A 20,395-nucleotide genomic window follows, 5' to 3' on the forward strand; every position below is an offset into this window, starting at 1 on the left:
TGTGCCACAAGCCGCGCGGTCTGGTCGCCCATGCGGCTTTTGCATGGCTATTAAGAGGTTCCTTTGTTGCTGTCACTACTTGCTGCAAGCGGCGCCGTCGCCGACCCGATTTACTGGTCCGACCTCGGACTGCGCCCGGGCATCGACCTCGGCTTTTTCACCTTGCGGTTCTACTCGCTCGCATATCTGATCGGCGTAATTTTTGCCTATTGGCACTTGTCGAAAATGATCAAGCAGCCCGGTGCTCCGATGGCGCAGCGCCACGCCGATGACCTGTTCTTCTACTGCACGCTCGGTGTTATTCTGGGCGGGCGGCTCGGCTATGCGATCTTTTACCAACCGGGCCTGTGGGACAATCCGCTCGACGTGCTCAAGCTTTGGGAAGGCGGAATGAGTTTTCATGGCGGCCTTGTCGGCGTGCTGGTCGCGATCGCCTGGGTGACGCGGCGCGGCAACCTCTCTTTCTTGCGTGTATGTGACTATATCGCGGTCAATGTGCCGATGGGCATGATGCTTGGCAGGCTGGCGAATTTCAACAATGGCGAGCTGTGGGGACGTCCCACCGATGTCGCATGGGCGATGGTGTTTCCGGACCCGCGTGCAGGCGACGTCGCACGCCATCCCAGCCAGCTTTACCAGGCCGGACTCGAAGGTCTGGCACTGCTGATTATCCTGATGCTCTTGTTCTGGACAACAAAGGCGCGCTATCGACCGGGTCTGCTGGTTGGCGTGTTCACCCTGGGTATCGGGATCGCCCGCTTTGTTAACGAGTTTTTCCGCGAACCTGATACACAGCTTGCGGAATTTGCAGCCCGGACCGGGCTATCGATGGGGCAATGGCTGACAATACCGCTGATCTTGATTGGGTTGATTGTAACGCTTTACGCCGTGACGAGAAAGCCGGTGGGAACCGGCAGCGTCACCAGCACCCAGACCGCCTGAACGACGAAGACACCGCGTGGCGCCCGCGTGCGCTGCGCCTGATCGAACCGGACGGAACCGAGACCGAGGTTCCGGCTGCGATGTTCCTTGCCGACATGGCCCCCTCTGGAACCGGCACGGATATCAAGGCCGAACAGCAAGCCGCGGCCAAAGCGAAGGCCGAGGCCGAGGCGAAGACGAAGCGCGAGGCTGAGGCGCGGCGCGAAGCTGAAGAGAAAGCGAAAGCGGAAGCAGCGCAGAAAGCCAAGCTCGAAGCCGAGGCGAAAGCCAAGCGGGACGCTGAAGCGAAAGCGAAGAAGGAAGCCGAAGCCAAAGCCGCAGCCGAAGCCAAGGCCAAGAAAGAGGCTGAAGCGAAAGCCAAGGCCGAAGCGGAGAAAAAGGCCAAGCTCGAAGCCGAGGCAAAACTCGCCGCTGAAAAGAAGGCCAAGGCCGAGGCGGAAGCCAGGGCGAAACGGGAGGCCGAAGCCAAAGCTAAGGCCGAAGCCGAGAAGAAAGCCAGGGACGAAGCGGCGGCAAAAGCAAAAGCCGAGGCGCAAGCAAAGGCGAAGAAAGAGGCCGAAGCCAAGGCGAAAGCCGAAGCGGAAGCGAAGGCAAAGAAAGAGGCAGAGGCCAAGGCCAAGGCCGAAGCTGAGAAGAAGGCCAAGCAGGAAGCCGAAGCCAAGGCCAAGGCCAAGGCCAAGGCGGAAGCGGAGCGCAAAGCCAAGGAAGAGGCCGAGAAAAAGGCCAAGGCTGCAGCCGAGGAAAAAGCCCGCCTCGAAGCGGAAGCCAAGGCGAAGGCAGAGGCAGAAGCAGAAGCGAAAGCCAAGCGGGAGGCCGAAGCCAAAGCGCGGGCCGCAGCCGAGAAGAAAGCGGTCGAAGAGGCAGAGGCCAAGGCGAAACTCGAAGCCGAAGCCAAAGCCAAGCGCGAAGCCGAGGCCAAAGCCAAGCGCGAAGCCGAAGCCACGGCAAGGGCGCAAGCCGAAAAGAAAGCCGCCGAAGAAGCTGAAGCCAAGGCCAAGGCCGAGGCAGAGGCCAAGGCCAAGGAAGAAGCCGCCGCGCGCGCCAAGGCTGCCGATCTCGGCAAGACTTTCCGCCGCCTGATCCGCGAAACCGGCCCCATCAGCCTCGCGCAATATATGGGCGAGAGCAATGCGCGCTATTACGCCAGCCGCGACCCGCTGGGCGATGAGGGGGACTTCATCACCGCGCCCGAGATCAGCCAGATGTTCGGAGAGCTCGTCGGATTGTGGATCGCCGATGTGTGGGTCAAGATGGGTGCATCCAAGAACATCCATTATGTCGAGCTTGGTCCCGGACGCGGAACGCTCGCCAAGGATGTGCTCAAGACCGCCGGCAAATACGATTTCGATCCGCAAATTCATTTCGTCGAAGGCTCGCTTGAGCTGCGCAAGATCCAGCGCCAGGCGGTGCCTTCGGTCCGGTTTCACAACGACCTTTCCACGCTGCCCGATGACCGGCCGCTGCTGATCGTCGCCAATGAGTTCTTCGACGCATTGCCAATTCATCAGCTCGTTCGATCAGCCGATGGCTGGCACGAGCGCATGATCGGTCTGGAGGGCGACAAACTCGCCTTTGTGGCGGGAGACAAACCGATGGATTCGATCGTCCCGACCAGCTGGAGAAGCGCGTCACAGGGCTCGATGATCGAAACCAGCCCGGCGGCGGCGGCGATCATGACCGAGATTGCGCAGCGCCTCACCAATCAGGGCGGGGCGGCGCTGATCATCGATTACGGCTCGAGTGAGCTACGCGCCGGATCGACCCTGCAGGCGCTGAAGGACCACAAGAAGGTCGATCCGCTCGATTGTCCGGGCGAGGCCGATCTCACCGCGCATGTCGATTTCGAGATGCTGCAAGAGGTCGCGGAAAAGAACGGCGCCGAGGTCATGGGCCTGCAAATGCAGGGCGAGTGGCTGCGGCAGCTGCATATCGATACGCGGTTGGAGGCGCTCAAGCGAAAATCGCCCAATATGTCGGACCAGTTCCAGCGCCAGCGCGACCGCCTTGTTGAAGACAACCACATGGGTGTTCTGTTCAAGGTTCTTGGGCTGTGCGGCAGGCGCTGGCCGCGCGGCGAAGGCTTTGATTGATCCGATGTAACCTCGCAGCCCCGCGCAGCGAATTGCAAGTGAGACACCGGAGGCACTCATGACCTTGCGACTGACCCCTGCCGCCATTGCCGCTGCCGCGCTTGCGGCGATTTCCGTGCCTGTAAGTGCGTCGGATTCAATTTCCGGGCGCTGGGTGACCGCCGAAAAGGACGCCGTGGTCAGCATCGGTACCTGCGGCGCGAGCACATGCGAGCCGGATCGCGCAATTCATCGTCCCGCCGCCCGACGGGCTCGACCAGCGCGACATCAACAACCCCGATCCGCGCCTCAGGAAGCGCAAGCTGCTTGGCCTGCCGGTGCTGTTCGATTTCAAGCGTGACCGCGATCAATGGCGCGGGCGGATTTACGACCCGAAATCGGGCAAGGATTATCGCTCGGTCGTGCGGCGCAAGGGCGCTGACGCTCTCGAAGTCAAAGGCTGCATCGGACCGTTCTGCCAGACCCAGATTTGGCGGAAAGCGAAGTAGCGTAGCCTAAAGGCCGATCGCTTCGCCCAGCTGCGCCGCTGCCGCTTTGGGGCTGAGCTTGCCTTCGCCTTCGCGATCCACGGCAAAGTTCGCCTCGCGCATGGCTTCGACGCTGATGGCTCCGATCAAAGGTTCGAGCGCCCTTGCAATGTCCTCGTCACCGGCAATGCGCGGCGACATCATCAGCATAGCATCATAGGACGGCAGCGCCTCGCGCGGGTCTTCGAGCACGACGAGCCGGTCCGCCGCGATCCGCCCGTCCGAAGTGTAGGCGCTGATCACATCCGCCTCGCCAGAGCGCAGCGCGTTGTACATGAAGGTCGGCGAGAAATTGCGCGTTTCGCCGAACCGCATTCCGTAGGCTTCGCGAACCGCAGTCCACTCTGGCCGCTCGAAAAATTCGGGATCGCCCCCGACAGTCAGCTGTCCTGCGACGGGCACAAGGTCCTCGAGCGTCTCGACGCCCAAGGCCTCCGCGCGGTCCTCTCGCATCGCAAAGGCATACGCGTTTTCGAAACCGAGCCTGCCGAGGACGCGCACGCCGTGCTCCTCGGCCTCCCATGCCTTGATCGTCTCGTACATGGCGTCGCGGCCCGGATTGTCCGTGCGCTTCAGATTGTTGGTCCAGATCGTCCCGGTGTAGTCGACCGAGATGTCGATATTGGACGAGGTGACGGCATTGTGCACCACCGCCGAGCCCAGGCCATCGCGGTATTCGACATTGTACCCCGCCTTCTCAAGCTGGGATCCGATCAGCTGCGCGAGGATATATTGCTCGGAGAACTGCTTGGACGCGATCACGATAGCGTCGTCATCATCGCCGCCGGATTGATGGGCGAGTGCGGCCATCAGTCCGAGCGCGACGGCCAGCATTCCTCCGCCCCATTGCCAGGTCTTGCGCGCTGCCAGACCGCGCTCGATCAGGCCCAGCAGCAGGTCGGTGATGAGCGCCAGCCCGGCGCTTGCAAAACACCCGGCGAGCACAAGCGCCCAGTTCTGCGTTTGCAGCCCTGCGAAGATCGGATCACCCAGGCTCGGCTGCCCGATTGTCGTCGAGAGCGTCGCTGCGCCGATGGTCCACACGCTCGCAGTGCGAATGCCCGCCATGATGAAGGGCGCGGATAGCGGCGCCTCGACCAGTCGGAGCTTTTGCCAGTTGGTCATGCCGACACCGTCGGCGGCCTCTAGCACGCCGGGATCGAGATTGGCCTGCGCGGTCACCGCGTTGCGCAGGATCGGCAGCAGCGCATAGAGCGCGAGTGCAAGAAGGGCGGGCAGGAAGCCGAGCGTCGGCAGCCCCTCTCCGAACACTGCGCGCAGCGACAGCAGGATCGGGAAGAACAGCGCGAGCAGGGCCAGCGCCGGAATGGTCTGCACAAGGCTTGCCAATCCCAGCGCGATGCGGCTCACCGCCGGTGACCGGCTCGCCCATACCGCCAGCGGCAATGCCACTGCGATGCCAAGCCCGATGGCGCTGGCAGCGAGCACGACATGCGCGGTCAGCTTGTCTCCGAGCCCAAGCAGGATCTGTCCGAAGTTTTCCATCAGGCCGAGTCCCTGTTCAAGCCAGTCGCCCTTCCATCGCCGCCAGCTTCTCCGCCTGTTGGCGCGGGACGGACACGAGGCCCTGCGCGATGTCTCCGCCGCTTCCGGTCAGGAGTTCGCGCGGGGTGCAATCGGCTACCAGCTCTCCTGCATCCATCACCAGCACTCGGTCGGCAAGCAGCAGCGCCTCAGCCATGTCGTGAGTGACCATGATCGTTGTCAGGCCAAGCCGTTCGTGCAGTTCGCGCACCTTTTCGCCCAAGGCGTCGCGGGTGATCGGATCGAGCGCGCCGAAGGGCTCGTCCATCAGCAGCAGTTCGGGATCGCCCGCGAGTGCCCTTGCCACGCCAACACGCTGCCGCTGCCCGCCCGAAAGCTCATCGGGCATCCGGCTCGCCATGTCCGGCTCGAGCTCGACCAGCGTGAGCAATTCCGCGATCCGCTGCGGAGGCAAGGTTTCGCCGGCCAACCGGGGGCCGATGGCGATGTTCTCACCGACGCTGAAATGCGGGAACAGGCCGATGCCCTGAAACACGTAACCGACCCGCCGCCTGAGCTGCGACTGGTTGAGCTGGGTCACGTCTTCGCCAGCGAACAGCACCCGGCCTGCGCTCGGATGAACCAGCGTGTTGACCATCTTGAGAAGTGTCGATTTGCCCGATCCGGACGCTCCGACCAAGGCGACAAAACTGCCAGCTCCAATCGCGCAATCGACCCCGCCAACAGCAACGACCTCGCCATCGCCGCCATAGCGGCGCTCGACATTGTCGAAGGTAAGGAGGGTGGAGCCGGGCTGGTCGGGTGAAGTCATGTGGAGGAGAGGGTAGCGGGCGGCCCCTTATTCGGCCAGCCGCGCCGCGGGGATCGTGATCGCGGTCGACAGGCCTTCGCTGCGCCAGTCCTGCTCGATCGTGCCGCCCAGCTGGTTCCTGATCGCCATCGTCAGCAGGCGTGAACCGAAACCCGCGCCGTCAGGCGCGCTAGCAGCCGGTCCGCCGGTTTCAACCCAGGTGATCGCGACATCCTCGCCCGTCTGCCGGATCGAGATTGCAAGCTTCCCCTCCGCGACGCTGAGCGCGCCGTACTTTGCTGAATTTGTCGCAAGCTCGTGAAAGACCAGCGCGATAGGTGTCGCGGCGCGCGTGCCCACCGCAACGTCGTCGCCCGAAATCTGCACTGCGCTCTTGTCTGCGGTGCCATAGGGGGCCATCAGTATGCCCAGCAGTGCGTGAAGATCGCTGTCGGAGGGACTGTCGATCTTCAACGCAAATTCCTGTGCACGAGACAGGGCGCGGATATTGTCCGATAGCATGTCGGCAAACACCTTTATCGTCGCATCGCCGCGCGAATGCAGCGAGATCAGGCCGATGACGACGGAGAAGATGTTCTTGATCCGGTGCGCAAGCTCACCTGCGAGCAGCTCGCGTTCCTGCGACATTCGGTACGCGTCGTCGATATCGGTCAGTGTCCCGAACCAGCGCGCGGTCTTTGGATTGCCGGTCGAAGGGATCGCGCGCGACAACACCCAGCGATAACTGCCATCGGCCTGCCGCATCCGCCATTCGTCCTCGAACAATTCGGCTGCCAGGACTGCTTCGGAAAACTTCTTCAGCGTCGCGTCGTAATCTTCGGGATGGATCGCCTGGCGCCAGTCTTCGACGGTCTTTGGCGCCGGAAGCCCGGTGATCGCTTCCCAGCGCGCGTTGAAATAGTCGAACACGCCGCCCGCCGCCGATGACCATGCGATATCGGGCATGGAATCGAGCACGAACCTCACCCGCTCGGCGCTTTCCTCGACCTCCGCGAAAGCACGGCTGAATTCGCGGTGCGCATCGAGCCTTCGCCTCACAGCCATCGCCAGCACTTCGAGACCTTCCATCTGGAATTCGTCGAGCCCTTCGGCGCGCGGCTTGATATCGATAACGCACAATGTGCCCAGCGGCGCGCCTTCGCTGCTGATCAGCGGGATGCCGGCGTAGAACCGGATATGCGGCGCGCCTGTGACCAGCGGATTGTCGGCAAAGGTTGGATGCTCGCGTGCATCGCGAATGATAGTGGGCTTGCCGCCGACCATGGCATGCGCGCAAAAGCTCCACTCGCGCGGGGTCTCTTTTTCTTCCAGACCGGTCAGGGCAAGGAAGCGTTGGCGCTCCTCCTCGACGATGCTGACCAGCGTGATCGGGGCGTTGCACAATTTCGCCGCAAAGCTCGCGATCCGGGCTAGCTCGTCATCGCCATCCAGATTATCCATCCCGTAGGTGGCCAGGACCGTAAGCCGCTCATCCTCCGAGCAAAACTCGCTCGCAGGGGCGGCGCCGCTTGGCCACGTTCTGGATCTCGAATTGGGTCAGGTAGTGATTCCTCGAAGCCTCGTTTCGAAAGCGCCATACAGCAATGCTTCGCCTCGTCAAAACAGTGCCATACGGTGACACCGGGCTGCCAAACGGCAAGACGTTGGCCTTTGCCAGCGCCATTGCTAAGGCCACCGCATAGCAACTGCCGATCGCGGCGCCGGCCTGACCCGTCGGCGCGGCCCAGACGGCACAAAACGGACATAGTATTCATGCGAGCCACGCCCGATTTCGATTTCCAGCTCGGCGAAGCGGCCGAGATGATCCGCGACAGCGTCGACCGGTTTGCCAATGAGCAGATCGCCCCGCTGGCGGCAAAGATCGACCGCGAGGACTGGTTTCCGCGCGAATTGTGGCAGCCGATGGGCGAGCTCGGCCTGCACGGGATTACTGTGGAAGAGGAAGATGGCGGGCTGGGCCTCGGCTATCTGGAGCATGTGATCGCGGTCGAGGAAGTGAGCCGCGCGAGCGCTTCACTGGGCCTCTCTTACGGCGCGCACTCGAACCTGTGCCTCAACCAGATCCGCCGCTGGGGCAATGACGAGCAGAAGGCGAAATACCTGCCGGGCCTCATCAGCGGCGAGCACGTCGGATCGCTGGCAATGTCCGAAGCGAGCGCCGGGTCGGACGTCGTCTCGATGAAGCTGAAAGCGGAGGAAGTTCAGGGTGGCTATGTGCTCAACGGAACCAAGTTCTGGATCACCAACGCACCCGAAGCCGATACGCTGGTGGTTTACGCCAAAACCGACGGCCACGCCGGATCGCGCGGGATCACCGCGTTCCTGATCGAAAAGGGCGACGAGGGTTTCTCGATCGGCCAGAAGATCGAGAAAGTCGGCATGAAAGGCTCGCCCACGGCAGAGCTGGTGTTCGACGATTGCCACATTGCAGAGGACCGCGTGATGGGCCCGGTCAATGGCGGCGTCGGCGTGTTGATGAGCGGCCTCGATTACGAGCGCGTGGTGCTCGCGGGATTACAATTGGGCATCATGCAGGCGTGTCTCGACACGGTGATCCCGTATCTTCGCGAGCGCAAACAATTCGGCAAACCGATCGGCAGCTTTCAGCTGATGCAGGCCAAGGTCGCGGACATGTATGTCGCGCTGCAATCGGCACGCGCTTACACTTACGCGGTGGCGAAAGCGTGCGATGCGGGCCAGACGACGCGCTTCGATGCGGCGGGCGTGATCCTGCTGGCGTCGGAGAACGCGTTCCGGGTCGCAGCCGAAAGCGTGCAGGCGCTGGGCGGCGCGGGCTACACGCTGGACTGGCCGGTGGAGCGCTATATGCGCGATGCCAAGCTGCTCGATATCGGCGCGGGTACTAACGAGATCCGCCGAATGCTGATCGGGCGGGAACTGATCGGGGCGGCGGGGTGATCTGGCTCTGGCTCTCATCGGCTGCGATGATACTCACGGCTGTCATTCACTCCTATGCAGGCGAGAAAAAGCTGATCGGGCCGCTCTTGCAGGGCAGTGCGCCACCCCTCGACAAGAACCAGTCGCGCAAAGTCTTACGCAGCGCTTGGCACTTCACCAGCGCGTTCATGGTCCTGAGCGCAATCGTCGTAGTGTGGCCTGCAATCCCGGCGCAGTTGATCGTGTTCATCGGGGTTTTCTGGATCGCTTTCGGTCTGCTTTCCTTTTTCTCGTCGAGAGGGAAGCATGTCGGCTGGCCTAGTTTGATTGCCAGCGGTGGTTTTGCCGTTTTAGGAGCAATGTCATGAGCGCACCGGCCCTAACGACCAAACTCGACCGCGAGACACCTGAGGCGAAAACCCGCGCGGAGCATAACAAGGCGCTTGCCGAAAGATTGCGTTCGACCGTCGCGGATGCCGCTTTAGGCGGTCCTGAGCGCAGCCGCGATCGCCACGTTTCGCGTGGCAAGGTCCTACCCCGCGAGCGTGTCGAACGCTTGCTCGATCCCGGATCGCCCTTCCTCGAAATCGGCCAGCTCGCTGCGAACGGCATGTACGAAGGCGACATCAATGGCGCCTCGCTCATTTGCGGGATCGGGCGGGTTTCGGGTCGGCAGGTGATGATCGTGTGCAACGATGCCACCGTGAAGGGCGGCACCTATTACCCGATGACGGTCAAGAAGCATTTGCGCGCGCAGGAAATCGCGCAGGAGAACCGTCTGCCGTGTATCTATCTGGTGGACTCAGGTGGGGCGAACCTGCCGCACCAGGCGGAGGTGTTTCCCGACCGCGACCATTTCGGGCGCATCTTTTTTAACCAGGCGAACATGAGCGCGCTCGGCATTCCGCAGATCGCCTGCGTGATGGGCAGCTGCACGGCTGGCGGGGCTTACGTCCCGGCCATGTCCGATGAGACGGTCATCGTCCGCAACCAAGGCACGATCTTCCTCGCCGGACCGCCTTTGGTGAAGGCAGCGACTGGTGAGGAAATCACCGCCGAGGATCTGGGCGGCGGTGATCTTCACGCGAAGAAATCGGGCGTGGTCGATCACCTGGCCGAAAATGATGAGCACGCGCTCACCATTGTACGCGATATCGTTTCGCATCTCGGCGAAAACACGGATGCGGCAAAAGACATCGCGCTCAAAGATCCGCGCCCGCCCAAATTCGACGCGGACGATCTCTACGCCATCGTGCCAGACGATGTCCGCGCGCCCTATGACGTGAAGGAGGTGATCGCGCGGCTGGTCGACGGCAGCGAATTCCACGAATTCAAGGCGAATTACGGGAGCACTCTCGTGTGCGGATTTGCGCATATCTGGGGGATGCCGGTCGCGATCCTTGCCAATAACGGTGTCCTCTTTTCCGAGAGCGCGCAAAAGGGCGCGCATTTCATCGAACTTGCCTGCCAGCGCCGCATCCCGCTGCTGTTCCTGCAGAATATCTCCGGGTTCATGGTCGGCGGCAAATACGAAGCGGAAGGCATCGCCAAGCACGGCGCAAAGCTCGTCACAGCCGTCGCCACCGCGACCGTTCCCAAGATCACCGTGGTGATCGGCGGCAGCTTCGGCGCGGGCAATTACGGCATGGCAGGCCGCGCCTATTCGCCGCGTTTCCTTTTCACCTGGCCCAATGCGCGCATTTCGGTGATGGGCGGCGAACAGGCCGCGAGCGCGCTCGCAACCGTCCACCGCGATGCCGACAGCTGGACCGAGGAACAGGCCGAGGCCTTCAAGGCTCCGATCCGCCAGAAATACGAGGATGAAGGCAACCCCTATTACGCCACCGCGCGTCTGTGGGATGACGGCGTGATCGACCCCGTGCAAACGCGCGACGTGCTGGGGCTGGCCTTCGCCGCGACGCTTGAGGCTCCGATTGCAGAGCGACCGCAATTCGGCGTGTTCAGGATGTGAATATTGCTCTTTTGGACTGAACGCATTTCACTTTCTGACGTCACCGAGAATGGTCTGGCAAAGTCGCTCGGTCAGGAAGAAATCGATGAAGGCTGGATCGCTCAACTCGAGATCACCGGCCAAAATTACTTGCACGCGATGGCATTCGAGCGCCCCGACGGCAGGATGGGTTTCTACCTCGAACGCAGAGGTCCGGACATCGACGAATGGCATGAGGGTGTCACTCCAGACCGATCAAGAGTCGTACTGCCGCATCCTTGGTGGCAGTTCTGGGTGAAAAGCATCGAGGCCTTTCTGTTCGAGCGCGAAGAGATGCTCGTTGCATTTCGGCAGTTCTTGAACGGAGAGGATCGACCCAGTGTGGCGGATTGGAGAGCGATCCCTCCAAGTTACAAGGACTGATGCTCCGTGTATCCTGAAACCCGCACCCTTTCCCTTGCGTAACTCCCCCCAATGCGGGCAAGAACGCACGCAAGGGGAGAGACCTTAATTGTCAAACGACCAAACCCGTGATGCGCGGCGCAAGCCCACTTTGCTTTCGCGCATCGTGCGCCGGATCATCATTGCGATCTACGCGTGGAAAGGCTGGCGCATTGAGGGCGGCCTGCCTAGGAACCTCAAGAAATATGTGATCGCAGGCGCGCCGCACACTTCGAACTGGGATTTCGTGTTCTTCGCCGGCGCGACGCACAAGGAGAAAGTGCGGCCCAATTTCATGGGCAAGCACACTTTGTTTCAGGGCATGATGCGCAACTTCATGTTCGACATGGGCGGCATTCCCATCGACCGGACGAAGAAGGCCAATGCGGTGGAACAGGTCGCCGCAGAATTCGAGGCGCGAGACGAGCTCGCGCTGGTGATCGCCTGCGAAGGCACGCGGTCTTCGGATGGCAAATGGAAGTCCGGATTCTACAATATTGCGCAGGCCGCGTGCGCGCCGATTGTTCCGGCCTACGCCGATAACGAGCGGATGGTGATCGGTTTCGGGGAACCGCTGATCCCCACCGGGAATTATGGCGAAGACCTGCTGAAGCTGGCGGAATGGTTCCGCTCCAAGCTGCCCGACTATGACCGCTTCAAGGTTCTCGAGGCGCAGGCGAAGGCGATTATCGAGGGCAAGAACGATGTTTGAAGCTTTGGCAATCAACGCCGCGGTCCTGATCGTGCTGGTGCTGATCCAGTGGGCGATCTCCGTACGGATCAACGATGTCTCGTTCGTCGATGCGTTCTGGGGCGCAGGCATGGGCGTGATGGCGCTGGTGAGCTGGATCCAGCTCGATGAGCCCGGCCCGCTGGCGACGCTGCTACTGGCGATGACTGCCGCATGGGGCTTTCGCCTCGGCATCTACCTGTTCGCGCGGTGGTGGAAACATGGCGAGGACAAGCGTTACAAGATGATATTGAAAAAGGACCGCGAGAAGGGCAATTTCGTGATGGCCGCCCTGACCAAGGTGTGGCTGGGGCAGGCGGTTCTGCTATTTGCCGTCTCCAGCCCGGCGCAGGTCGGTATCCTCGCCAGTGAAGCGCCCGCGCCGATCACGACGCTCAGCTTCATCGGCCTCGCGGTGTATCTGGTCGGCATCTTCTTCGAGTGGGTTGGCGATTGGCAGCTGACCCGGTTCAAGAACGATCCTGCCAATGATGGCAAGGTGCTCGACACCGGCCTGTGGCGCTATACTCGCCATCCCAATTACTTCGGGGATTTCATGGCGTGGTGGGGCATTTGGCTGGTCTGCGCGAGCGCCGGGTGGGAATACGCGCTCTACACCGTGATCGGCCCGCTGTTCCTGACGTTCACGCTGACCAAGTGGTCGGGCGTGACCTTGCTGGAGAAAGGCATGGATAAGTCCAAGGGCGACAAATACGCCGATTACAAGCGTCGGACTTCGGCCTTCATCCCGATGCCCCCGAAGTCGGCGTCATAAACACGGCAAGGTGACGTAGCGCGTCGCTGCGACGCACAATATTTGTCGGCCCAAGCCTTTAACGAGACGCAATTGCACCCTATTTACGCGCGAGCGAGGAGGGCGCGGCGCGCATGGTACTGAGCGAACAGACGAAAGAGAGCGAACGCGAGCGGATCGCGCAGCTGGTGCTCGATCTGGTGAAAGAACGCGGGTCGGAAATCCCCCATGCGGTGGCGATTACGGAAAGCGGCCTGTCACGTGCCCGCTTCGACCAAGTCTTCGCCGATTACGACGATCTGTTCGATGCCATTGCGCAGGCCTGGCTGAAGCCGCACATGACCGCGATGGAGGAAGTGCTGGCGACCGACCTTCCGCCCAATCGCAAGCTCTACGAATTCTTCCGCCGCCGCTTCGAAATCTCGCGCGACAGGTTTCGCGCCGACCCGGAGTTTTTCACGAATATCTGCGAAATGGGCGCGGCCAATTTTGAGCGGGTGCGCTCCTATGTCGACCTTGCCGACCACTACCAATGCGAAGTCATCGCCGAGGCGCAGGCAGAGGGATATTTTGCCGGGCTTGAAATCGACGAGGCGCTTTCGCTCATCAACCAGATGGTTTCGAACTACACGCTGCCGGACGCGATGATCTATCTCGGCGAGAAGCTGACCGAAGAAAAGCTGGCGCGCATCATAGATACGATATTCATCGGGCTTTCGGGCGAGGCAGGCTCGCAGGCCGCTGGGGTCAATACGCTGCGCATCGCGACCTAGTCCTCGCCTGCCCACCACGTGCAAGACGGATCGTCCGGCGCGCGTTTGCCGCGCCGCGCGAGCGTGTCGAACAATCCGCCGCTTTCCCGCATCGTCGCAGGCTGCTGACGGTTCCAGTCCATGATGTAGAGCCGCTCTGCGATCTGCCACTGTTCCCCACGCCTGACCAGCCGGTCGAGGTACCGTCCGCCGACCACCAGTTCGGTTTCGTCAGTGCCGTGTTGGGCGGGCAGGATGTGGAGCGCGACACAATAGGTTTCGGCCCGCGCGCAATCGCCATTCACTTTGCAGATCACATTGCCGATATTGTGCTGGGTAAGCCGCATTGCCCCCAGGCCCGTCATCAGATCGGCGATCGTTTCACCAATCGGCTTGGGGCCGTCGCCATAATCGATCCTTGCGTCCTCGGTGAATACCTGCGCCAGCTGGTCCGCGTCGCAGCGGTCGATCCCGCGGCAACAGCGCGCAAGCACCTCTTCGATTGCAAGCCGGTCTGTAAGTGCCTGCACCTGCTGCATGGATGGATTACCGAACATGCGCGCACGCTAACCCGGAGCGGCGCGCGCGCCGATTAGCACTTTCGCTTGGGGGAGCGCGCAGCCCCTAAGGCTTGCGTTTGAATTGCAGCACGTTTGCAGGACGCTTCGTCCCGCGCGTTCGCAGGCGATTGCCATTGAGCGCGTATTTGAGGCTGGCGCCGATCATGAGCGCTGACATCAGCAGCAGCACGATGGCCCAGACCCAATGCGGCAAGGCCAGCGCCGCCTCGATCTGCCCGGTGTCGGACAGGATCCGCGCGCCGCCGATCACCGCGACTTCGGTGAAGAGGTAATTGAAATCGGCGAGCATGCTGATTGCAGCGAGCACTCCTAGGAATTGCAGCGTGAAGCGCGCCGCGCCAGCCGGTGCGCGCCATGCGATCACGGCCAGGCCCGCCCCGACCAGTGGCAGAACCGAATATCCCACCGGTGAGCGGACATAGACAATGACCGAGATCAGAATTGCCGCGGCGACGGCCCAGAGCATCGACCGCCATAGCTTGGGATGGGCGCTCGCCATGATCAGTCCGCCACCCACCACGCTCGGCGCAAGCGGTCCGCCCGCCGCGATGGCAGCCTGCGTGAATACCGACGCATCGCCCGCCACCATGCTTTCTGCCACGCCCGACCCATTGGCGAAGATCATCAGCCGCACGAAATCCTGGCCAAATGCGAGCGCGGTCAGGCCATGTCCCATTTCATGGAACCAAGTCGTAAGGATGACGAAGGGGTAGATCAGGTAATTGCCGAAAGGCAGCGCCGGGAGAAAGATGACGACCGCACCGGCGAGAAACAGTCGTCCGACCTGTTCGGCCTGGCTACCCGGTTCGACCAGCGATTGCACCGCTCAGGCCTCTTCACGCTGCGCGGCAGGCTGAGGGTTATCCGGGCCAGGCGTGTCGGAGCGGGCTTTGCCATCGACGTCGACACGGGTCCGGTACCGCGCTGCCGCCTCGGCGTCTTCGGCGCGCTGTTCCTGCAGGATCGACCAGCTGGCAAGGAACAGTCCTGCGACCAGCGGCCCGAGTACAATGCCGGAAAAGCCCGCAATCGAAAGACCGCCCAAAGTGGTCACCAGGATGATCCAGTCGGGAATGCCGGTGTCGCGTCCAACGAGGATCGGGCGAAGCACGTTGTCGACCGAGCTGATCACGATGAACCCTGCGCCGAGCACGAAAATGCCCTGCCAGACCGACCCTGTGACAAGCAGCCAGATGCCCACCGGTGCCCAGACCAGCGCGGTCCCGACGGCGGGGATCAGCGCGAGGATTGCCATCATCACGCCGAGCAGCAAGGCCGAGGGCATGCCCACGATTGCCATGGTGATACCGCCCAGCGTACCTTGCACCAGGCCGACGACGCCCGAGCCCTTGATCGTGGCGCGCACGATACCAAGGAACCGCTCGGCCAGCCGGTCGGCAATCTCGCGTTCGATTGGCGCGGAATGCAGGATCGTCTCGCCGATGCGCGATCCATCGCGCAGGAGGAAATAGGTCACATAAAGCGCGAGGCCGAAGCTGAGGATGAAACCCAGTGCGCCGCTGCCGATGGACACCGCCTGGCTCGCGAGCATCCCGGCGCTCTCGCCGAGGATCTCCTGCAAACGTTCCTGTGCCTCGCTTGTGTCGGCCCAGCCGCTCCGGTCGACCATTTCCTGAGCCGACGCGGGAAGCATCGCATATACATCGGTCGCCAATCCTTCGAGATCGATGGGGTCATCCTGCAAGGCGGCGATCAGGTCCAACGCCTCGCGAACCACCAGCGTCCCCACCCACAAGGCAGGTAGAATCACGGCGAGCAGGATGATCGTGAGCGAAATCAAGGCAGCAGGATTGCGCCGCCCGCGGCATTTGACGAGCGCCCATTTGTAGAGCGGCTGGAACATGATCGCCGCCAGCACGGACCACAGCAATGGCGTCGCGAACGGCCACGATATCCATATCAGCAAGAACGTGACAGCAGCCAGTATCAGCAGGAAGCTGATCTGTTGCAGTTCTATAGTGTGATGGGATTCAGTGGTCATGACGCTCGATGTCGGACCATAGGGTTCAAACAGCAAGCGTCAAAGCGACTTATCATCACACGTCGAGATTGGCGACGTTCAGCGCGTTATCCTGAATGAACTCGCGGCGAGGCTCTACCACATCGCCCATCAGGCGGGTGAAGATCTCATCCGTGACGTCGGCATCTTCCACTTTTACCTGCAAGAGGATGCGCGCTTCGGGATCAAGCGTGGTCTCCCACAATTGTTCAGCGTTCATTTCGCCCAGTCCCTTGTAGCGGGCGATGGACAGGCCCTTGCGACCGGCGGCGAGCACATTGTCGAGCAGCTCGGTCGGGCGGAAGATCGCATCCTCGGCGCTCGCCTCGATCACCTCGCCTTCCTGTTCGGGAACCTCGGGATCCTCTGCATCGGCCACTTTCGCCTTAACCAGCTGGGCGGCCTGCGCATAGACTTCGGCGTGTTCTGCCGCGAGCGTGTGCAGCTTGCGCGCCTCGGCGCTGCCCAGGAACTTCGCTTCGATCTCGTGCGCATCGGTTACGCCGCGCCAGACGCGGGCGAACATGACGGAGCCGTCAGCGCGCAGCTCTGCGGTCCATTTTGCATCATCATCGGCCATCGCCAGACGCTCTGCGGTAAGGGCCAATGCCTGTGCGCGCTTGGCGTCGTCGAGCGCAGGATCGAGCGCGCCCGAAAGCGCCATTTGCTCGACGATGGAGACGTCATATTTGCGCGGCACAAAGGCGATGAGATTGCGGATGCGCAGCGCGTGTTCGACGAGCGCGTGAAGGTCTTCGCCCGAACGCGCGCCGGTGGCGCTTTCGAGCACCCGGCCTGACAGCCCGGCATCGACAAGGTAGCGATCGAGCGCAGGCTGGTCCTTCAGATAGACTTCGCTGCGGCCCTTCGCGACTTTGAACAAAGGCGGTTGTGCGATAAACAGGTGCCCTGCCTTCACGATTTCCGGCATCTGGCGATGGAAGAACGTAAGCAGCAGCGCGCGAATATGAGCGCCGTCGACATCGGCGTCGGTCATGATCACGATCTTGTGATAGCGCAGCTTCTCCAGGTCGAACTCGTCGCGGATACCGGTGCCCATCGCCTGGATCAGCGTGCCGACTTCCTTGGAGCTGATGATCCGGTCGAACCGTGCGCGCTCGACATTCAGGATCTTACCCTTGAGCGGCAGGATCGCCTGCGTCTTGCGGTCGCGGCCCTGCTTGGCCGAACCGCCTGCAGAATCGCCCTCGACCAGAAACAGTTCTGCCTTCGTTGCGTCGCGTTCCTGGCAATCGGCGAGCTTGCCGGGGAGGCTGGCAACGCTCATCGCGCCCTTGCGGCTCATTTCGCGGGCGCGCTTGGCCGCCTCGCGGGCGGCGGCGGCATCAATGATCTTCTGGACGATGAGTTTTGCATCTACCGGATTTTCCTCCAGCCAGTCATTCATCTTTTCGCTCATGAGCGATTCCAGCGGCTGGCGCACTTCGGAGGACACCAGCTTGTCCTTGGTCTGCGAGGAGAATTTAGGATCGGGCAGCTTCACGCTGACAATCGCGGTCAGGCCTTCGCGCATGTCCTCGCCCGAGAGCGAGACCTTTTCCTTCTTCAGCAGACCCGAGCGGTCGGCATAACCATTGAGCGTGCGGGTCAGCGCCGCTCGGAACGCGGCCAGGTGCGCGCCGCCATCGCGCTGCGGGATGTTGTTGGTAAAGGTGAGGACGTTTTCGTAATAGCTGTCATTCCATTCGAGTGCGACGTCGATCCCGATTCCATCCTTCTCGGCGGAAACCGAGATCGGTTCGGCAATCAGCGCATCCTTGTTGCGGTCGAGATATTTCACGAACGCCGCAATGCCGCCTTCGTAATAGAGGTCATGCTCTAGCACTTCCTCGTGCCGCTTGTCGCGCAGCAGGACGCGCACACCCGAATTGAGGAAAGCAAGCTCGCGGTAGCGATGTTCGAGCTTGTCGAAATCGTATTCGGTGACGTTCTTGAACGTCTCGTTCGAATGATGAAACGTGACCCGCGTGCCTTTCTTGAAGCCGTTATCGTCCGGGTTCTGGTCGACCTTGGGCGCATCGCCGCGCACTTCAAGGCTGTTGACCGCCTCGCCGTGCTCGAAGCGCATCCAGTGCTCCTTGCCATCGCGCCAGATGACCAGTTCGAGCCATTCGGACAGCGCGTTCACCACAGAGACGCCCACGCCGTGGAGGCCCCCAGACACCTTGTAGGCGTTGTCGTCGGAAGTGTTTTCGAACTTTCCGCCTGCATGCAGCTGGGTCATGATGACCTCTGCAGCGGACACGCCCTCTTCCTTGTGCATGTCGACCGGAATGCCGCGGCCATTGTCTTCGACCGAGACGCTGCCGTCGGGGTTGAGTTCGATCAGGACGAGGTCGCAGTGGCCAGCCAGAGCTTCGTCGATGGCGTTATCCGACACCTCGAACACCATGTGGTGAAGGCCCGATCCGTCATCGGTATCGCCGATATACATGCCAGGGCGTTTGCGAACCGCATCCAGCCCCTTGAGAACCTTGATCGAATCCGCGCCGTAATCGCCCATTTGTTTTACTTTTTCAGGCGGTGTTTCAGTGTTTTCTTCCATTCGCATTATATAGGCGTTGCAATGGCGAAACCCAAACTTTCAAGGGGGATTGGGTGCCATTTTTCCACCGCCTCGCTCGGCAGCTTGCAGCGCCAGTCAGAAGGCCTCGCGAAAGGCCACCTCGCCCTGCCAGATTCTCTCATCGAGAAGCGGCATCAGCCCGGCGCGCGACGCGGCGTCGAATTGGGTTTCATGGCACTGCGCGGCCGCGTTCGAGCGGCTCATGTCAGCGCCGGTATAGCTGTAGCTTACCGTCAGCAGGTCCGGTGCAGTCTCAGCCCACACGCCGATCTCAGGCGCATCTTCGGTGCGGTCGCTGGCAATGCCGGAATAAAGCAGTGAAGGGCGGCTTGCTTCTCCCAGCGATTGCACGATTTCGGTGACGAGGCTGCTCACCATGCGGTGGTCGGGATGGCCGTACCCGCCATCCGCTCCCCATGTCATGATGACGTGCGGGCGGCGCGAGGCAATTTCCTCGCGCAGCGCCTTGCGCAGCTTTGCCGCCGTGCTTTCCGGGCTGCCAGCATCGTGCGCCAGCTGTCCATCACCAAACCTTAGGAAATGCGGGATGCCGCCCAGCGCTTCGGCTGCGCAGGCTGCCTCCTGTTCACGCTTGCGGGCGAGCGCTGTGCCTTTCTCCATCGCGCTCACGCCCGGACCTGCATCGCCGCTTGTGGCGTAGATGATAATGACCTGCGATCCGCTGCGGGTCTCGGCAGCAAGCGCGGGTGCGATGAACAATTCATCATCCGGATGAGCGACGATGGCCAGGACGAGGCGCTGCGCGGCGCCGGTGTCGGCGAGCGATGATGCTGGTGCGGCAAGTGCAACGGTCGCCGCTACCCAATGCTTCCAGTGACCAACTCGCATTTTTCTGCTCCCCGAAGAATTCGCCCGCACCGACCTTAGTCAGGCGCAAACTCAAGGCAAGTGAGGGGCGCGCTCTGCCGCGCTTCATATGAGCCGCGCCCTTTGTCCCGCGTTGAAACAGGCTTTCGGAAGTTAGGTTAGCAAACTTGTCTGAACTTCCATCTGCCCCCACGCAAGGGACAGCAACTTCACGGCTCGCGATTCGATTTCGCCGCGGCCAGATCACTTTGATACGGGGCCGGCGCCGCTCAGCCGGAACACGGGGGATTTTATGCGTAAGGCTCTTACAATTGCAGCTCTGACGGCGTCGGCATCGCTGGCCGTCGCGGCAGCGCCCGCATCGGCATCGATCATCGAATACGATGTGTCCGACTACAATGCCGGTTCGGGGTGCTCGCACGGCCTCTGGACGAATTCACGCAACAGTGGCTGCGATCGGAATTTCTCGTTTGAGGACGGAACCACTTTCACGGTGGATACCGATGCGCAGACCGGAACTTTCACCGGAACTGCGATCAACAATCTGGGCGAGGTCGCCACGCTCGACCTGTCGTTGACCGGACTTGTCGACGAACTTCCCGGCGGCAACACGTACAAGGCTGGCGGCGGTGCGTACGATCCTGCCAAGATCGATTTTTTCACCGATGCAACCGGAACTATCACCATCGACGGCACGGTCTACAGCCTGCAATCGGGCGATCCGTTCGCAGGCAACACGCTGTTCCAGTTCGGTGAGGGGGCCAATGACAAGACCTCCGTGTTTGGCGGTTCGTCGTGGCTGAACCTGCTCAATCCCAATGGCAGCGACTACACCGGAGGCTCGCATTGGGATATCAACTTCAACCTTTCCGGCGGCACCGAAGTGCCCGCACCGGGAATGCTGCTCCTGTTCGGCCTTGCGCTGGCAGTCTTGCTGCGCCGCAAGCATCACCGCGATGCGGCAACGGCCTGAGTGC

General features: G+C 61.8%; 19 protein-coding genes. 11 read left to right on the top strand and 8 right to left on the bottom strand.

Annotated features, from left to right (window positions below; all coding sequences use genetic code 11):
* Positions 1 to 66: 66 nt before the first annotated feature.
* The 3 genes from lgt (at position 67) to AC0L39_RS01230 (ending at position 3,520) form a co-directional block, all read left to right on the top strand.
* On the top strand, positions 67 to 942 hold the full coding sequence (gene lgt, locus AC0L39_RS01220; protein ID WP_473260082.1) for a prolipoprotein diacylglyceryl transferase: 876 nt from the start codon (positions 67 to 69) through the stop codon (positions 940 to 942).
* Positions 837 to 3,032: a class I SAM-dependent methyltransferase gene (locus AC0L39_RS01225; protein ID WP_473260084.1), complete on the top strand. Its 2,196-nt coding sequence runs from the start codon at positions 837 to 839 to the stop codon at positions 3,030 to 3,032. Before lgt ends, AC0L39_RS01225 begins: the two co-directional genes overlap by 106 nt.
* A 302-nt stretch (positions 3,033 to 3,334) precedes the next feature.
* Positions 3,335 to 3,520, top strand: a complete 186-nt coding sequence (locus tag AC0L39_RS01230; protein WP_473262455.1) for a DUF2147 domain-containing protein — start codon at positions 3,335 to 3,337, stop codon at positions 3,518 to 3,520.
* A gap of 6 nt (positions 3,521 to 3,526) precedes the next feature.
* On the opposite strand, the gene AC0L39_RS01235 is transcribed toward AC0L39_RS01230, so the two are convergent.
* From AC0L39_RS01235 to AC0L39_RS01245, 3 genes are read right to left on the bottom strand one after another with little or no spacing between them, the layout of a single operon-like run.
* A complete protein-coding gene (locus AC0L39_RS01235) occupies positions 3,527 to 5,065 on the bottom strand; it encodes a glycine betaine ABC transporter substrate-binding protein (protein ID WP_473260086.1) in 1,539 nt (512 codons plus the stop codon).
* A gap of 16 nt (positions 5,066 to 5,081) precedes the next feature.
* On the bottom strand, positions 5,082 to 5,876 hold the full coding sequence (locus AC0L39_RS01240; RefSeq protein ID WP_473260087.1) for an ATP-binding cassette domain-containing protein: 795 nt from the start codon (positions 5,874 to 5,876) through the stop codon (positions 5,082 to 5,084).
* A 27-nt stretch (positions 5,877 to 5,903) separates the two neighbouring features.
* Positions 5,904 to 7,316 (bottom strand): sensor histidine kinase, encoded by a 1,413-nt coding sequence (locus AC0L39_RS01245; protein ID WP_473260088.1) that lies wholly within the window; start codon positions 7,314 to 7,316, stop codon positions 5,904 to 5,906.
* A 312-nt stretch (positions 7,317 to 7,628) separates the two neighbouring features.
* Between AC0L39_RS01245 and AC0L39_RS01250 the strand changes: the two genes are divergently transcribed.
* The 7 genes from AC0L39_RS01250 (at position 7,629) to AC0L39_RS01280 (ending at position 13,423) form a co-directional block, all read left to right on the top strand.
* Positions 7,629 to 8,795, top strand: a complete 1,167-nt coding sequence (locus tag AC0L39_RS01250; RefSeq protein ID WP_473260090.1) for an isovaleryl-CoA dehydrogenase — start codon at positions 7,629 to 7,631, stop codon at positions 8,793 to 8,795.
* Entirely contained in the window at positions 8,792 to 9,142 is a 351-nt protein-coding gene (locus tag AC0L39_RS01255; RefSeq protein ID WP_473260092.1) for a hypothetical protein, read from the top strand. The genes AC0L39_RS01250 and AC0L39_RS01255 overlap by 4 nt, the downstream gene beginning before the upstream one ends.
* Positions 9,139 to 10,746 carry a carboxyl transferase domain-containing protein gene (locus AC0L39_RS01260; RefSeq protein WP_473260094.1) on the top strand — a complete coding sequence of 536 codons (1,608 nt, stop codon included), beginning with the start codon at positions 9,139 to 9,141 and terminating at the stop codon, positions 10,744 to 10,746. Before AC0L39_RS01255 ends, AC0L39_RS01260 begins: the two co-directional genes overlap by 4 nt.
* 3 nt (positions 10,747 to 10,749) lie before the next feature.
* A complete protein-coding gene (locus tag AC0L39_RS01265) occupies positions 10,750 to 11,148 on the top strand; it encodes a hypothetical protein (protein WP_473260096.1) in 399 nt (132 codons plus the stop codon).
* A gap of 88 nt (positions 11,149 to 11,236) precedes the next feature.
* On the top strand, positions 11,237 to 11,878 hold the full coding sequence (locus tag AC0L39_RS01270; RefSeq protein ID WP_473260097.1) for a 1-acyl-sn-glycerol-3-phosphate acyltransferase: 642 nt from the start codon (positions 11,237 to 11,239) through the stop codon (positions 11,876 to 11,878).
* Complete coding sequence (locus AC0L39_RS01275; protein WP_473260098.1) at positions 11,871 to 12,671, top strand: DUF1295 domain-containing protein; 801 nt, start codon at positions 11,871 to 11,873, stop codon at positions 12,669 to 12,671. Before AC0L39_RS01270 ends, AC0L39_RS01275 begins: the two co-directional genes overlap by 8 nt.
* 113 nt (positions 12,672 to 12,784) lie before the next feature.
* A complete protein-coding gene (locus AC0L39_RS01280) occupies positions 12,785 to 13,423 on the top strand; it encodes a hypothetical protein (RefSeq protein ID WP_473260100.1) in 639 nt (212 codons plus the stop codon).
* On the opposite strand, the gene AC0L39_RS01285 is transcribed toward AC0L39_RS01280, so the two are convergent.
* The 5 genes from AC0L39_RS01285 to AC0L39_RS01305 form a co-directional block, all read right to left on the bottom strand.
* A complete protein-coding gene (locus AC0L39_RS01285; protein WP_473260101.1) occupies positions 13,420 to 13,959 on the bottom strand; it encodes a nuclear transport factor 2 family protein in 540 nt (179 codons plus the stop codon). The two genes, AC0L39_RS01280 and AC0L39_RS01285, sit on opposite strands and share 4 nt — an antisense overlap.
* A gap of 67 nt (positions 13,960 to 14,026) precedes the next feature.
* Positions 14,027 to 14,806, bottom strand: a complete 780-nt coding sequence (locus AC0L39_RS01290) for a M50 family metallopeptidase (RefSeq protein ID WP_473260103.1) — start codon at positions 14,804 to 14,806, stop codon at positions 14,027 to 14,029.
* A gap of 3 nt (positions 14,807 to 14,809) precedes the next feature.
* On the bottom strand, positions 14,810 to 15,985 hold the full coding sequence (locus AC0L39_RS01295; protein ID WP_473260105.1) for an AI-2E family transporter: 1,176 nt from the start codon (positions 15,983 to 15,985) through the stop codon (positions 14,810 to 14,812).
* Positions 15,986 to 16,040: 55 nt separating this feature from the next.
* Positions 16,041 to 18,569, bottom strand: coding sequence for a DNA topoisomerase (ATP-hydrolyzing) subunit B (gene gyrB, locus AC0L39_RS01300; RefSeq protein ID WP_473260107.1), 2,529 nt, complete (start codon positions 18,567 to 18,569; stop codon positions 16,041 to 16,043).
* 96 nt (positions 18,570 to 18,665) lie between these two features.
* Positions 18,666 to 19,439, bottom strand: a complete 774-nt coding sequence (locus AC0L39_RS01305) for a PIG-L family deacetylase (protein ID WP_473260109.1) — start codon at positions 19,437 to 19,439, stop codon at positions 18,666 to 18,668.
* Positions 19,440 to 19,710: 271 nt separating this feature from the next.
* On the opposite strand from AC0L39_RS01305, the gene AC0L39_RS01310 reads away from it, so the two are divergent.
* The gene (locus AC0L39_RS01310) at positions 19,711 to 20,391 is read left to right on the top strand and encodes a PEP-CTERM sorting domain-containing protein (protein ID WP_473260111.1); all 681 of its coding nucleotides are present in this window, start codon (positions 19,711 to 19,713) and stop codon (positions 20,389 to 20,391) included.
* The last annotated feature ends 4 nt before the right edge of the window (positions 20,392 to 20,395 follow it).

Source organism: Erythrobacter sp. K21-9, from assembly GCF_055808355.1.

Coding starts and splice junctions, on each gene's coding strand:
- AC0L39_RS01225 (WP_473260084.1), top strand. CDS start 837: ATGGCTGACAATACCGCTGATCTTGATTGGGTTGATTGTAACGCTTTA.
- AC0L39_RS01235 (WP_473260086.1), bottom strand. CDS start 5,065: ATGGAAAACTTCGGACAGATCCTGCTTGGGCTCGGAGACAAGCTGACC.
- AC0L39_RS01240 (WP_473260087.1), bottom strand. CDS start 5,876: ATGACTTCACCCGACCAGCCCGGCTCCACCCTCCTTACCTTCGACAAT.
- AC0L39_RS01245 (WP_473260088.1), bottom strand. CDS start 7,316: ATGGATAATCTGGATGGCGATGACGAGCTAGCCCGGATCGCGAGCTTT.
- AC0L39_RS01250 (WP_473260090.1), top strand. CDS start 7,629: ATGCGAGCCACGCCCGATTTCGATTTCCAGCTCGGCGAAGCGGCCGAG.
- AC0L39_RS01260 (WP_473260094.1), top strand. CDS start 9,139: ATGAGCGCACCGGCCCTAACGACCAAACTCGACCGCGAGACACCTGAG.
- AC0L39_RS01275 (WP_473260098.1), top strand. CDS start 11,871: ATGTTTGAAGCTTTGGCAATCAACGCCGCGGTCCTGATCGTGCTGGTG.
- AC0L39_RS01280 (WP_473260100.1), top strand. CDS start 12,785: ATGGTACTGAGCGAACAGACGAAAGAGAGCGAACGCGAGCGGATCGCG.
- AC0L39_RS01285 (WP_473260101.1), bottom strand. CDS start 13,959: ATGTTCGGTAATCCATCCATGCAGCAGGTGCAGGCACTTACAGACCGG.
- AC0L39_RS01295 (WP_473260105.1), bottom strand. CDS start 15,985: ATGACCACTGAATCCCATCACACTATAGAACTGCAACAGATCAGCTTC.
- gyrB (WP_473260107.1), bottom strand. CDS start 18,569: ATGGAAGAAAACACTGAAACACCGCCTGAAAAAGTAAAACAAATGGGC.
- AC0L39_RS01305 (WP_473260109.1), bottom strand. CDS start 19,439: ATGCGAGTTGGTCACTGGAAGCATTGGGTAGCGGCGACCGTTGCACTT.
- AC0L39_RS01310 (WP_473260111.1), top strand. CDS start 19,711: ATGCGTAAGGCTCTTACAATTGCAGCTCTGACGGCGTCGGCATCGCTG.